Raw genomic sequence first — 13,057 nt, forward strand, 5'->3', positions numbered from 1 at the left:
CGTCGCCCACAACTACAGTCTCGGCGGGTCAGACGCTCCGCCGGCCGAGGTGGATGACAGCGACCGTGATCCGGCGCTCCTCGACCACGTAGACGATCCGGTAGCGGCCGACGCGGAGGCGGTAGCGGTCCTTGCCCCAGGCGTACGCGCCGACGTCACGCGGGGTCTCGGCCAGGGAGTCGACGGTGTCGAAGACCTGGATCAGGCCGATCGGGTCGTCGTCGACGTACGCCTCGGCCGACTGCAACGCCTCGTCGGCCCAGACGACTTGATAGGTCACTCGCCGAGCGGGCGGTCGAGACCGAGGGCGCGGCGGGCCTCGGCATGCGGGGTGTAGCGGACCTCGCCGAGCTCGCGGCGCAGCGAGTAGCGCGCGATGGCGAGATCGTCCTCGAGATCCTCGATACGCCGGTCGTGGTCGTTGAGGTAGGCGCGGATGGCCTCGCGGGCGATCTCCTGCTTGGAGCGGTTCTCCGACCGGGCGCGGTCGGTCAGCAGCCGGTCGTCGGCCTCGCTGAGTCGCAGAGTCATAGCCATGGACCCAGCGTAACCCGAGGTGGTATCACGCGGTATCGTACGCGGGTCGGAACGTCGAGTTTCAGCCTGGGGGATATCCGAACATGTCGCTGACCGCGCTCTATCTGCTCGTCGCACTGGGAGCGGGGCTGGTCGCGATGTTCTTGAGACTCCCGCCCCTGGTCGGGTTCCTGGCCGCCGGGTTCGGGCTGCACGCCGCGGGCGTCGGTGAGGTGGAGGGTCTGCACACGCTGGCCGACCTGGGCGTCACGCTGCTCCTGTTCGGCATCGGCCTCAAGCTCGACGTGAGATCGCTGCTCCGGCCCGACGTGTGGCTGAGCACCTTCGCCCACCTCGGCTTCAGCGTCGTCATCGGCGTCGGGCTGCTGGCCGGCATCGCGCCGCTCGGCTTCGCGCTCCTCGCCGACGCCGACCTCGGCGAGATGGCACTGATCGCGTTCGTCCTCTCCTTCTCGAGCACCGTGTTCGCGATCAAGGTCCTCGACGAGCGCCGCGACAACAACACCCTCTACGGCCGGATCGCGATCGGTGTGCTGGTCATGCAGGACATCGTGGCGGTGGCGTTCCTGACCATCTCCAAGGGCCACTGGCCCTCGCCGTGGGTCTTCGCGCTGGTGCTGCTCCTCCCGGGCGCGTGGCTCGCCCACCGCATCTGGGACCGGATCACCTCCGCCGAGCTGACCGCGCTCTTCGGCCTGGCGATCGCGCTCGTGCCGGGCTACTGGCTCTTCGAGACCGTGGGGCTCAAGGGCGACCTCGGGGCACTGGTGGTCGGCGTACTCCTCGGGTCGCACGCGAAGGCGCCGGCGCTGGCCAAGCTGCTGTTCAGCACCAAGGAACTCTTCCTCATCGCCTTCTTCCTGAGCATCGGGCTGACCGGGGTGCCGTCGCTGGAGGACCTGGCGCTGGCCTCCGTGCTGCAGATCCTGCTGCCGCTGCAGGCCGCGGCGTACGTCGTGATCTTCGTCCTCATGGGGCTGCGCTACCGCACCGCGACGCTGGCCTCGTTCACCCTGACCAACTACTCCGAGTTCGGGCTGATCGTGATCGTCATCGCCTCCGCGACCGGGCTGGCCTCGGCGCAGTGGCAGACCGTGCTCGCGGTCGCGACGTCGCTCTCGTTCCTGGTGGGCGCCGTCTTCAACGCCTACGCCCCGAAGCTCATCAACCTGCTCAACCGGCTGCTGCCGGAGCGGAGGCCCGAGCGGCTCCAGGAGGCGGACCGGCCGATCAACCTCGGCGACGCCAAGGCACTGGTCGTCGGGATGGGCCGGGTGGGCCGTACGACCTACGAGGAGCTCCGCGACACCCAGGGCTACCACGTGCTGGCGGTCGAGCACGACTCGGTGCGGGCGGACGCGCTCAAGGAGGAGGGCTTCGACGTCGTCGAGGCCGACGCCACCGACCAGGACTTCTGGGAGCGGGTCAAGAAGGGCGCCGGCATGGAGCTGGTCGTCCTCACGATGCCCTTCCACGGCGACAACCTGCTCGCCATGGACCTGCTCCACAAGCTCGGCTTCAAGGGCACCGTGGCCGCCATCGCCCTGCGCCCCGAGGAGCGCGACGAGCTCAAGAAGCGTGGCGCCCACGCCGTCCTGAACCTCTACGCCTCGGCCGGCTCCGACCTCGCCGTGAAGGCGATCCGGGTCAACCAGGAGCGCCAGCTCTCCGGGTGAGCTGTGAAGCCGAGAGCGACCGGTAGGCCACTCTCGGCTTCACAACTCGGGTCAGCCCAGCAGGTTGAAGCCCGACAGTGCACCCAGGTAGGTGCGGGTCACGCCGGTGCCGGTGCTGTTGCGCTCCAGCGCGTAGATGTAGCTGCCCGACCGCACGATCAGGTCGCCGCCCGAGCCGGCCCGCAGGTCGCGTACGCCGAGCACTGCGTCATAGCCCGACAGGTTGATCGACAGGCTCTGCGTGGAGACCAGGCCGCCGGGCCCGTTGCTCTCGTGGACGACGGTGCTGGTGCCGTTGACGAAGAGTACGTCGGGGGTGTTGCTGCTGTTCCAGCGCCCGACACCGACCAGGCGGGTGCCCGCTGCCGAGGTGCGCATCACGATCGAGGCGCCGACATTGGTCGAGCCCTTGCCCGGCCACAGCTTGATCGTGCCGCCGGAGACGCGGCCCATCAGGTCCGGGTAGCCGTCGCCGGTGACGTCGCCGACCGCGTCGATGACGCTGACCGTGCCGAGGCCGGTCGCGATCGTGACGGGGCTGGCGAACTTGCCCGTGCCGTAGCCCCGGTAGAGCCGGACGGAGCCGTCGGACATCTTCGCCAGGAAGTCGCCCTTGCCGTCGCGGTTCCAGTCGCCGGCGTTCATCAGCGCGGTGGCACTCGTCAGGGTGATGCCGCTGTCGACCGGAGCGGCCAGGCTGACCCGGCCGCTGTTCGGCTTGACGTAGAGCGTCGAGCCGGACTTCATCACCAGGTCCGGGAGGCTGTTGCCGACGAGGTTGACCGCGCCGACGAGGGTGCGGTTGACGTCCGCGTACGGCCCCAACGGCTTGCCGAAGCCCGAGCCGGAGGCCGGGTAGATCCAGCCGCGGTTGGACGAGTCCCGGCCGATCAGGTCGCCGCGGCCGTCGCCGGTGAAGTCGCCGTAGCCGCTGATCTGGACCAGCGAGGACCACGACGGGCTCTGGGTCGCGAGCTTGACGGGGGAGCCGAACGTACCGCTGCCGGAGCCCTTGAAGTAGTAGAGAGCACCGGACTTGCGGCCGATCAGGTCGCGCCTGCCGTCCTTGTTGACGTCACCGGTCGCGGCGAGCTTGTCGAAGCCGCTCAGCGAGCGCGTGCTGCCTGCCCGGGTGAATCCGCCGGAGCCGTTGCCGGTGTAGCGGACCAGGTAACCCTTCGCGTTCTTGCCGACCAGGTCGTTGGCCGAGGTGCCGCCGATGTTGCCGGTCGCGGTGATCTTGGAGACCCCGGAGAATGTGCTCCTGCCGAGGTTCTTGAAGACCGCCGCGAAGGTGCCGTCGCCGCGGCCCTTGCGGATGCCGGCCGAGCCGTCGGTGCGGACCTGGATCAGGTCGGCCTTGCCGTCGCCGGTGATGTCCGGGGTGACGACCGCCTCGCGCACGGTGCTGCCGACCGTCGTGGACGTCCTGGTCGAGTTGAACCCGGCGAACCCGCCCGTACGCAGCGTGAAGATCCGGCCGTCGGAGGCCCGGCGGGCCACGAAGTCGGAGTGGCTCGTGCCGGTGATGTGGGACTCCAGGTCGCGACCGCTCCAGCTCTTCTGCAGGCTGGCGGCGAGCGTACGGATGTTGGGGAGCTTGGCCTGGAGGTTAGCCCCCGGGCAGACGGTGGTGCCCGCGTCGCGGTGGCCCTGGATCGCGTGCGGGAACGTCGTCTTGGTGCCGTCGGTCTTGGTCAGGGTCACATTGGTGGCGTTGGCGGTGACGCCGTGGAGCGAGAGCTTCCAGGCGTAGAGAGAGCCGTACGCCTGGACCATCGCGTCCGTGGGCTGGTTCTGTGTCGCGCCGGTGTCGTCAGGGCAGCCGGCCGCGACCGTGTCGAAGCAGCCGAGCGCGGACGCACCGAAGCTGTCGTAGTTGTAGCCGCTGGTGTGGGCTCCCTCGACCGGCAGCGCTACGCCGCCGTGGCGGCCCTCCCAGATGCGGCCGAACTTGTCGACGAAGAAGTTGTAGCCGACGTCGCGGTAGCCGCGGGTCTTCACGTGGAACTCGTAGATGCCCTGGATGATGCTGGGGACGTCGGTCTCGGTGTAGTCGTTGGTGCCCGCGGTGTGGTGGACGAAACCGCCGTGGATCTGGCGGTAGCTGGGGGCCGTCTGCTCGCGGATCGTCTCGTCGGCGCCCCACTGCGCACGGCTGTAGATCGTCGGGCTCGAGGTGTAGGTGGACGCCACCAGGTTGAGGTCGGAGTCCTTGCTGCCCTTGTGGGTGCTGGTCGCCCGGGGCTTGTCCTTGTCGGTCTCGATCTCGGGGAGCTCCTCGACCGTGTCCGAAGGCTTGCCGGGCTCGATCACCGCGAGCTCGAGGTCGGCGGGGATCTCGGCGGCGTCGGGGACGATGATCCGGGTCTGCACCTGGTCGACGTGCCCGGCCAGGAACTCGTCGGTACCCGGGCGGACCCCCTTCGCCTCCGCCGTGCCGGCGTCCGGACCGTGGTCCTCGACGTCGACGACCATGGGGCTCCACGACGACCACACGTCGTCCTTCAGGGTGCGGATCTCGGGGCGTACGCCGTCGGCGATGGCGCCCGACCAGGTCACGCCCACGACACCGAAGCCGGTGACGTCCTGCGGGTCGCTCTTGATGACGTCCGTGCGGGGCTTGTCGACCTTCGTCGCGTGCTCGGTCGCCTTGCCGGTCGAGGTGGTCAGTGAGATCTCATCGACGTGAGACTCCACCGGGCCGGCGGGAAGGGTGGACGGCTCCCTGTTCGCGGCGTCGAACGCGGCCAGCGGGCCGGACGTGGTCGGCTCGGCGGTGGCGGAGTTCAGCGTCAGCGGGATCGCGACTGCGGCCACGCCGAGAACGAGGGTGGTGCCGGAGATGGACGCGATCGTGGCGCGTCGGGGCATCGAAGGCCTCCGTGGGGGAAGTAAAGAACGGGCTGAGGAAACCTATACCCCCGCGGGGTCGGGTGTCTCACCTATATCGAGGTGTCACGCAGATCCGTCTTCAGCACCTTGCCGCTGGCGTTGCGCGGAAGGCTGTCGACCAGCACGTACGTCCGCGGCTGCTTGTAGTTGGCCAGGCGGTCCTTGAGCCAGGTCGCGATCGTGTCGGCGGTCAGGTCGTCGCGTACGACGACGAAGGCCTTGCCCACCTGACCCAGGCGCGCGTCGGGGATGCCGATGACCGCGGCCTCGACGATGCCGGGATGGCCGGCGAGGGTGTTCTCGACCTCGGCCGGATAGACGTTGAAGCCGCCGACGGTGAACATGTCCTTGATCCGGTCGGTGATCTTCAGGCAGCCGTGCTCGTCGAGGTAGCCGACGTCACCGGTGTGGAGCCAGCCGTCCTCGTCGATCGCCTCGGCGGTGGCCTCCGGGTTCTCGAAGTAGCCGAGCATGACGTTGTCGCCGCGGATCCAGACCTCGCCGTCCTCACCCGGCTCCGCATCCGTGCCGGACGCGGAGACGGTGCGGATCTCCAGCCCCTCGACCGCCGGACCGACCACCTTGGCGACGTGCTCGGGGTCCTCGCCGGGGCGGGTGGTGGTCGCGACCATGCACTCGGTGAGCCCGTAGGCGCCCTTGACCTCGTCGATCCCGAGGACGTCGCGCATGTCGGCGAAGAGGCTCTCGGGAACGCTCGCGGCGCCGGCGATCGCGAAGCGCAGCGAGGAGAGGTCGTACGTCTTCAGGTCGGGGTGGTTGATGAGCGTGGTGAAGATCGTGGGGGCGCCGGGGAGGACGGTGATCCGCTCGTCCTGGATCAGCTTCAGCGCCTGGGTCGGATCGTAGGTCGCGACCGGGTAGACCGTGCTGCCCGCGGTGAATGCGGCGATGAAGCCGGCCTTGTAGCCGAAGCCGTGGAAGAACGGGTTGACGATGGCGTAGCGGTCCTCGGGGGAGAGCGCGGCGCCGCGCGCCCAGACGTCGGCGACGCCGATCGTCTGACGCTGGGCGCTCATCACGCCCTTCGGCTTCCCGGTCGTGCCGGACGTGAACAGCAGGTCGGCGAGGGTGTCGGGGGTGACGGTCGCTTTGGCGTCCGAGAGACGCTTTTCGGTCGTGTCGTCGCCTCTCGCCAGGAACTCGTCCCAGCCGCTCGCCAGGTCGACGACGGTGAGCAGATGCTCCGGGAGCGGGCCGGCGTCGTGGAGCATCTGGACGTAGTCGGTGCCGAGGAAGCCGTTGACGGTGATCAGTGCGGTGGCGCGGGACCGCTCCAGGATCTCGCGCGCCTCATGGCCCCGGTAGCGGGTGTTCAGCGGCACCACGGCCGCCCCGATCGTCTGCGCGCCGAGGACGGCGACCGGGAACTCCCAGCGGTTGGGCGCCCAGATCGCGACCCGGTCGCCGCTGCGTACGCCGCTGGCGAGGAAGGCGCGCGCGGCCTTCTCCGTTGCGTCGGCGAGCTCGGTGTAGGTGAGCGTCGTGGGGCCGTCGACGATCGCCGGGTGGTCGGCGTACGTCTGCTTGGCCCTCTCGAGCAGGGCGGGGATCGTGCGCGGGGTCACCCGGGCAAGCGTAGTTGAGCAACTGCTTGTTTGGTAGCCTTCATCCATGACTGACACGGGGGTTGCGCCGAGAAGGCGGGGGACGGCGTCGGGGTCGTCGCGGCGGGCCGAGCTGCTCACGCTGGCGGCCGAGATGTTCGCGACCAAGGGGTTCTCCCAGACGACCGTACGCGACATCGCGGACGCCGCGGGGATCCTCTCGGGCTCGCTCTACCATCACTTCCGCTCCAAGGAGGCGATGCTGACCGAGGTGCTGTCGGGCTTCCTCGACGGGCTCAACGCCCGGTTCACCGAGATCGTCGAGTCCGGCGTCGACCCTCAGGCCGACCTGGACGGGCTGATCGCGGAGTCGTTCCGGACGATCCACAACGAGCGCCTCGCTGTCGCGCTCTACCAGAACGAGGCATCCTTCCTGGCGACCGTCGAGGGCTTCGAGTTCGTCGCCGAGCGCTCCCGCGACAACGAGGCGCTGTGGATCCGGGTCATCGAGGCCGGCCAGGCCTCGGGCGTCTTCCAGGACTCCCTCGACCCCGCGCTGACCTACCGGTTCATCCGCGACGGCGTCTGGTCCACGGTCTCCTGGTATCGCCCCGGCGGGCGGCACACCCCCGAGACGCTCTCGGAGCAGTATCTGAAGCTGCTCCACGCGGGCATCCTCGCCTGACCGGGCGGACCCCAGGGATACCCGGTCGACCGGGTATTCCTGGGGTTGACGGGCACTGAAACACCCGTCAACCCCACCAAGTGTCCGTCCAGTAACCACCGGCGTCTCAGGTTTCGGGCACCTCGCGGTGGCGGAGACCCTTGGGGTCCTCAGCCTCGATGATCTCCAGCTCATCCGCCGTGGGCTCGCGGGTGAGGGGTGCGTCGGTGGCGTCGATCGGGAACCCGGTGGCGTCCTGCAGTTCCTCGGGGGTCACGCCGGGGTGGATCGAGACGACCTTGACGAGCCCGGAGTCGTCGTAGCCGAAGACGGCGAGGTTGGTGACGATGACGCCGAGGTCGTGGAAGCGGCCCGCGGTGCCAGCCGCGCGGTCGTTGCCGACGCCGCTGGCGACGTCGACGCGGTCGACGAAGATCCGGGCGGAGTGCTTGGCGACCCAGTAGTCGACACGGTGGTTGACGGTGTTGCCCGGCGCGCCGCGTACGCCGATCAGCTGGCGCTTCGGCTGTCGCCAGTCGCCGATGGAGGAGATGTTCTGGTTGCCGTAGCGGTCGATCTGGCTGGCGCCCATCATCGAGTGCCGGCGGCCGCTGGCGACGATGTCGAAGATGCTGCGGAACGGCACCCAGGCCTCCGGAGTGCCGCCGGCCGCCGCGGTCTTCAGCAACGGAGGAGCCTCGGCCATCATGAACGCCTCGCCGTCGCTGAGCGCGAGCTCGGGGGTGTGGGTGGCCTTGGCCAGACGTACGCCGATCGCCGGGACGATCCCGACGGCGTGGGCGAGAACCTCGCCGGAGCCCTTGAAGGCGTCGGAGACGGCGGCTACGCATACGTCGGCCCGAGTGATGGTCTGGGTGGTCACAGGTAGCGCTCCTCGAACTCGGTCCAGTCGCTGTCGGACTCTGACTTGGCTGCCGCCACGTACGCCTTCTGGAGCTCCTCGTCCCGCCCGTAGTCGGGATCGCAGCTGGTGAAGTGGGCGCCGCCCGGTGCCTCGACGACGTGGTTCACGAAGATCCGCGGGACCAGGAGGGTCTGCGGCGGGGCCTTGGCGGTCAGGTCGTCGGTGGAGACGATCTGCTCGACCGACATGATCGTGGTGTCGGCGGCCATCGCGAAGAGGTCGTCGAAGTAGGGGTCGGGGCCGAGGTACTGCCCGTTGCCGGCCGCGTCGGCGCGGTTGAGGTGGATGAGCGAGACGTCGAGGCGGAGGCCGGGGACGGCGACGTACTCCTCGTCGTCGTAGGGCGACTTCACCGTCTTGAGGTCGGGGTTCATCGCCATCACGTCGCTGCCGAGGCCGGCGCGGATGGGCTGGAAGCTGAGCCGGTTGGCGCCTGCTCGCAGGCCGGCGACGAACATGCCCTCGTCGTACTCGTTCGTCTCCGGGATCTCGCCCCGCTCCCGGGCGCGGGTGAAGTTCGGGTCGAGCGGGATCGAGTCGAGGCTGACGAAGCCGTAGACCAGCTTGCGGATCTTCCCGGCGCGGGCGAGCAGACCCACGTCGGGGCCGCCGAACGCGACCACGGTCAGGTCGGTGATGTCGCTGCGGAGGATCTCCTTGACCAGCGCCATCGGCTTGCGGCGCGAGCCCCAGCCGCCGATGCCGATGGTCATCCCGGACTCGAGCTTGCTGGCGACCTCGGCGAGGGGCAATGTCTTGTCGAGCGGGGTCTTGTTCACGTGTCTCCTCGGAAGAGCTGGGCGGTGGCGTGAGCGCGCTTGAAGTAGAGGTGGGCGTCGTGCTCCCAGGTGATCGCCACGCCACCGTGGAGCTGGATCATCTCGGCCGCGACCTGCGAGAACGCGTCGGAGCACCAGGTCTTGGCGGCGTGGACGAGACGTCGATCGGGCGCGGGCTGGGTCAGTTCCCAGGCCGCCGCCCAGCTCATCGTCCTGGCCGTCTCGACCTGGACGAGCAGGTCGGCACACCGGTGCTTGAGCGCCTGGAACGAGCCGAGCGGGCGGCCGAACTGGTGACGCTCCTTGAGATAGGCGACCGTACGCTCCAGCGCCTCGCGTGCGGCGCCGGCCTGGAGGGCGGTCATCATGGTGGCGCCGACGGTGGTGACGTACGCCGGGTCGACCGTGCCGACGGGGTCGCCGGGAACGTCGACGGTGACCGTCGCGAACCTCCAGGTCGGGTCCATTGCGGGGGCCGTGGTGACCGTGACCGCCGAGGGATCCACTGCGTGGACCTGGTCGCCGCGCAGCACGAGAAGGATCTCCGCGTCGGTGGCATCGATGACCAGCTCGGAATCCGGGACCATCACCGCGGCTGTGGCGCCGCCGGCGATGCGCTCCAGCAGCTCACCGGCGGCCGGGGTGCCCGCGGCGGTCAGGACCTGCGTCGCCAGCAGCGTTCCGACGAACGGCGACGGCGTGAGCGTGGCGCCGAGCTCCTCGAGGACGAGATGCGCCTCGATGTAGGTGCAGCCGACCCCGCCGTACGCCTCGGGGACCGCCAGCGCGGTCACCCCGATCTGCTCGGTCAGCGTCTGCCACAGGATGGTGTCGTAGCCCTCGGGCGTGGCGATCGCCGCCCGCAGGTCCATCGACGCCGCGCGCTTGGCGATCAGCGTGTGCACCGTCGCGACCAGGTCGGTCTGCTCCTCGGTGAGCGCGAACCTCATCGCGCCTCCACCAGTGATTCGAGGATCCGCGCACGGTGCTCGGCCGGGGTGCCCCAGGCACCCACCAGTGCGCGCACCTTGAGGATCCACAGGCTCAGGTCGAACTCGCGGGTGTAGCCGATCGCACCGTGGACCTGGAGCGCGGTACGCGAGGCGAGGTACGCCGCATCTCCGGCGGCGACCTTCGCGGCCGAGACCGCCCGGGCCGCCGTCGGGGTGCCGGCGTCGAGCTCGACGGCCGCGTTGTGCACCAGCGGGGCGGCGAAGTCCAGGGCGACGCGTACGTCGGCGAGCAGGTGCTTGACCGCCTGGAACTCACCGATCGGGCGCCCGAACTGCGTCCGCTGCTTCACGTACGCGACCGAGTCATCGAGCAGCCTCAGTCCGGCGCCGAGGAGCTGGGCCGAGCAGGCGAGCGTGCCGAGGTCGAGCGCCGGCGCAGGGTCGATCGTGGCGATCTCCTCGCCGGGCGTGACCTCGAAGAGCCGCCGGGTCGGGTCGACCGACGTCCGCTCGGCACCGGGTTCCGCTCGGCACAGAGTCGCGCCGAGTGCGTAGGTCCGCTCGGCGACATCGGCGTCGAGCGCCCGTTTCCCCGGGGCCACCGAGACCAGCGCTTCGCCCGAGGCCAGCCGCGCGAGGAGGTCCCCCTCGGGAGTGCCGGGCAGGAGTCGCGGAGCGACGGCGACGGACTCGATCCAGGGCCCGGGAACGCCGTGGTAGCCGAGCCGCTCGAAAGCGACGGTCAGGTCTACGGCGGACGCACTCAGGCCGCCGTTCTCCTCCGACACCAGCAACCCGGTGACACCGAGCTCGGCGAGTCGTTGCCACAGCTTCAACCCCGCCGAGTGGTCACCGGTCGCCCAGGCGCGCGACGCCGCCGGGACGTCGGCGGCACCGAGGAGGTCGTCGAGTGCTTCGGAGAAGGCGTGCTGCTCCGGCGTACGTCCGAATCTCATCGGCCACCCCTCGGGAGTCCGAGCACGCGCTCGGCGACGATGTTGCGCTGGATCTGGTTGGTGCCGGCGTAGACCGGGCCGGATAGGGAGAAGAGGTAGTCGTCGGCCCACGGACCGGAGAGCTCGGCGTCCGCGCCGAGCAGCGAGAGCGCGGTCTCGTGCAGCGAGAGGTCGAGCTCGGACCACCACAGCTTGTTGATCGAGCCCTCGGCGCCGACCGAGCCGCCGGCCTCGACGTGGGCGACCGTGCCCCAGGTGTAGAGGCGGTAGGCCTCCGCGCCGATCCAGGCGTCGACGACCTGGTCGCGCAGGTGCGACTGCGGGTCGGTCGCCCACAGGTCCAGCAACCTCTCCGCGGCTGCGCAGAACCGACCCGGCGACCGCAGGGAGAGGCCCCGCTCGTTGCCCGCCGTTGACATCGCGACCTTCCAGCCGTCTCCGACGCCGCCGAGCACGTCCTCGTCGGGCACGAAGACGTCGTCGAAGAAGATCTCCGCGAACCCCGGGGTGCCGTCGAGCTGGTCGATCGGGCGGACGGTCACGCCGTCGGTATGGAGGTCGAAGAGGAAGTACGTCAGGCCTCGATGCCGCTCCGCGGACGGATCGCTCCGGAAGAGGCCGAAGCCGCGGTCGGCGAAGGGCGCCCGGCTGCTCCAGGTCTTCTGTCCGTTGAGCTTCCAGCCACCCTCGACCCGCGTCGCGGTCGCGCGGAGCGAGGCCAGGTCGGAACCGGCCTCGGGCTCCGACCACGCCTGCGCCCAGACGAGCGTGCCGTCGGTCATGTCGCGCAGGTAGCGCTCCTTCTGGGCCTCGGTCCCGTGGCCGAAGATGATCGGCGCGAGCAGCGAGATGCCGTTCTGGCTGATCCGCGTGGGGGCGCCCGCGAGGTAGTACTCCTCCTCGAAGATGACCCACTCGGTCAGCGACGCGTCCCGGCCGCCGTAGGTCTCGGGCCAGGTGACGACCGACCAGCGACCGGAGGCCAGCGTGCGCTCCCACTCCCGGTGTGCCGCGGCGCCCTCGGCGGTGTCCATCGAGGGCAGCCGGCCGGGGTTATTGGCGGCGAGCCACTCGCGGGCCTCGAGCCGGAAGGCCTCCTCGGCCTCGGTGAACTCCAAGGTGCTCATCGCGCTCCTCGCTCGCTGTAACACGTCGTTCGTAGGACTGTCCGGTCGTTCTGAACGGGCGAGTAGTCCGACGAACGACGTGTTACAGCGGCGCTCGTCGGCCGCAGCGGGCCATTCTCGGCTTTCACGACTTCATCGCCTTCGCGTCCATCCCGGCGAGCGAGTCCTTGCCGACCTCGGCGTTGTGCGCGTGGGCGGCATGGTGGAGGCCGAAGACCGAGTCCATCCCGGCGCGCATGCCCATCAGGTCCTCGGCCTGGTTGACCGCCTTCTTGGCCAGGGCGAGCCCGAGGCGCGGCATTTCGGCGATCCGGCCCGCCAGCTCGAGGGTCTCGGTCTCGAGGTCGTCACGGGGTACGACGTGGTTGACCATGCCCCAACGCTCCGCCTGTGAAGCGGAGAAGCGGCCGCCGGTGAAGAGCATCTCCTTGGCGGCGCGAGGGTTGGTGACCCACGGATGGGCGAAGTACTCGACGCCCGGGATGCCCATCTTGACCACCGGGTCGGAGAAGAAGGCATCGTCGGAGGCGACGATGAAGTCGCAGGACCAGGCCAGCATCAGGCCGCCGGCGATGCAGGCCCCCTGCACCATCGCGATCGTCGGCTTCGGCAGCTCGCGCCAGCGGCGGCACATGCCGAGGTAGACCTCGGACTCGCGCGCGAACCGACTGTCCACGCCCGACTTGCCGACGTGGTCCCACCACATCACTGCCTTGCGCTCGAAGCTCTCGTCGACGTCGCGGCCCGGGGTGCCGATGTCGTGGCCGGCGCAGAAGTGCTTGCCGTTGCCGCCGAGGACGATCACCTTGATCTCGTCGTCGTTGGTCGCCCGGGTGAACGCCGCGTCGAGCGCGTAGGTCACCTTCGAGTTCTGGGCGTTGCGGTATTCGGGGCGGTTCAGCCGCACCACCGCGACGGGTCCGTGGGTCTCGTACGTCACGACACTGGTCTCGGTGGGAGTGGCGCTCATGCCGCAGACG

Annotated in this window: 12 protein-coding genes; 2 read left to right on the plus strand and 10 right to left on the minus strand. The window is 69.7% G+C overall.

Going from position 1 to position 13,057, the window contains the following annotated elements; genetic code table 11:
* Positions 1-28: 28 nt before the first annotated feature.
* Together OG984_RS21715 and OG984_RS21720 are read right to left on the minus strand one after the other, a co-directional pair.
* Positions 29-280 carry a type II toxin-antitoxin system RelE family toxin gene (locus tag OG984_RS21715; protein WP_328528257.1) on the minus strand — a complete coding sequence of 84 codons (252 nt, stop codon included), beginning with the start codon at positions 278-280 and terminating at the stop codon, positions 29-31.
* A complete protein-coding gene (locus OG984_RS21720) occupies positions 277-537 on the minus strand; it encodes a ribbon-helix-helix protein, CopG family (RefSeq protein ID WP_328528258.1) in 261 nt (86 codons plus the stop codon). The genes OG984_RS21715 and OG984_RS21720 overlap by 4 nt, the downstream gene beginning before the upstream one ends.
* Positions 538-620: 83 nt before the next feature.
* On the opposite strand from OG984_RS21720, the gene OG984_RS21725 reads away from it, so the two are divergent.
* A complete protein-coding gene (locus tag OG984_RS21725; protein ID WP_328528259.1) occupies positions 621-2,213 on the plus strand; it encodes a cation:proton antiporter family protein in 1,593 nt (530 codons plus the stop codon).
* A gap of 51 nt (positions 2,214-2,264) precedes the next feature.
* Here OG984_RS21725 and OG984_RS21730 read toward each other — a convergent pair whose 3' ends face one another.
* Both OG984_RS21730 and OG984_RS21735 read right to left on the minus strand, forming a co-directional pair.
* Entirely contained in the window at positions 2,265-5,087 is a 2,823-nt protein-coding gene (locus OG984_RS21730; protein WP_328528260.1) for an FG-GAP-like repeat-containing protein, read from the minus strand.
* A 71-nt stretch (positions 5,088-5,158) separates the two neighbouring features.
* Positions 5,159-6,694 (minus strand): AMP-binding protein, encoded by a 1,536-nt coding sequence (locus tag OG984_RS21735; RefSeq protein WP_328528261.1) that lies wholly within the window; start codon positions 6,692-6,694, stop codon positions 5,159-5,161.
* Positions 6,695-6,740: 46 nt separating this feature from the next.
* On the opposite strand from OG984_RS21735, the gene OG984_RS21740 reads away from it, so the two are divergent.
* Positions 6,741-7,358, plus strand: coding sequence for a TetR/AcrR family transcriptional regulator (locus OG984_RS21740; protein ID WP_328528262.1), 618 nt, complete (start codon positions 6,741-6,743; stop codon positions 7,356-7,358).
* A gap of 106 nt (positions 7,359-7,464) precedes the next feature.
* Here the strand turns inward: OG984_RS21740 and OG984_RS21745 are convergent, their stop codons facing one another.
* The 6 genes from OG984_RS21745 to OG984_RS21770 form a co-directional block, all read right to left on the minus strand.
* Positions 7,465-8,220 carry a CoA-transferase subunit beta gene (locus OG984_RS21745; RefSeq protein WP_328528263.1) on the minus strand — a complete coding sequence of 252 codons (756 nt, stop codon included), beginning with the start codon at positions 8,218-8,220 and terminating at the stop codon, positions 7,465-7,467.
* A complete protein-coding gene (locus OG984_RS21750) occupies positions 8,217-9,041 on the minus strand; it encodes a CoA transferase subunit A (RefSeq protein WP_328528264.1) in 825 nt (274 codons plus the stop codon). The genes OG984_RS21745 and OG984_RS21750 overlap by 4 nt, the downstream gene beginning before the upstream one ends.
* Positions 9,038-9,991, minus strand: a complete 954-nt coding sequence (locus OG984_RS21755) for an acyl-CoA dehydrogenase family protein (protein WP_328528265.1) — start codon at positions 9,989-9,991, stop codon at positions 9,038-9,040. The genes OG984_RS21750 and OG984_RS21755 overlap by 4 nt, the downstream gene beginning before the upstream one ends.
* On the minus strand, positions 9,988-10,950 hold the full coding sequence (locus OG984_RS21760; RefSeq protein WP_328528266.1) for an acyl-CoA dehydrogenase family protein: 963 nt from the start codon (positions 10,948-10,950) through the stop codon (positions 9,988-9,990). Before OG984_RS21760 ends, OG984_RS21755 begins: the two co-directional genes overlap by 4 nt.
* The gene (locus tag OG984_RS21765; RefSeq protein ID WP_328528267.1) at positions 10,947-12,077 is read right to left on the minus strand and encodes an acyl-CoA dehydrogenase family protein; all 1,131 of its coding nucleotides are present in this window, start codon (positions 12,075-12,077) and stop codon (positions 10,947-10,949) included. Before OG984_RS21765 ends, OG984_RS21760 begins: the two co-directional genes overlap by 4 nt.
* A 124-nt stretch (positions 12,078-12,201) precedes the next feature.
* The gene (locus OG984_RS21770; RefSeq protein WP_328528268.1) at positions 12,202-13,047 is read right to left on the minus strand and encodes an enoyl-CoA hydratase; all 846 of its coding nucleotides are present in this window, start codon (positions 13,045-13,047) and stop codon (positions 12,202-12,204) included.
* Between the last annotated feature and the right edge of the window lie 10 nt (positions 13,048-13,057).

The organism is Nocardioides sp. NBC_00368 (assembly GCF_036090055.1).
In the GTDB taxonomy this organism is placed as follows: Bacteria; Actinomycetota; Actinomycetes; order Propionibacteriales; family Nocardioidaceae; genus Nocardioides.

Excerpts from the sequence above, each read along its gene's own strand:
- OG984_RS21720 (WP_328528258.1), bottom strand. The coding sequence starts at position 537 with ATGGCTATGACTCTGCGACTCAGCGAGGCCGACGACCGGCTGCTGACC.
- OG984_RS21725 (WP_328528259.1), top strand. The coding sequence starts at position 621 with ATGTCGCTGACCGCGCTCTATCTGCTCGTCGCACTGGGAGCGGGGCTG.
- OG984_RS21730 (WP_328528260.1), bottom strand. The coding sequence starts at position 5,087 with ATGCCCCGACGCGCCACGATCGCGTCCATCTCCGGCACCACCCTCGTT.
- OG984_RS21740 (WP_328528262.1), top strand. The coding sequence starts at position 6,741 with ATGACTGACACGGGGGTTGCGCCGAGAAGGCGGGGGACGGCGTCGGGG.
- OG984_RS21755 (WP_328528265.1), bottom strand. The coding sequence starts at position 9,991 with ATGAGGTTCGCGCTCACCGAGGAGCAGACCGACCTGGTCGCGACGGTG.
- OG984_RS21760 (WP_328528266.1), bottom strand. The coding sequence starts at position 10,950 with ATGAGATTCGGACGTACGCCGGAGCAGCACGCCTTCTCCGAAGCACTC.
- OG984_RS21765 (WP_328528267.1), bottom strand. The coding sequence starts at position 12,077 with ATGAGCACCTTGGAGTTCACCGAGGCCGAGGAGGCCTTCCGGCTCGAG.
- OG984_RS21770 (WP_328528268.1), bottom strand. The coding sequence starts at position 13,047 with ATGAGCGCCACTCCCACCGAGACCAGTGTCGTGACGTACGAGACCCAC.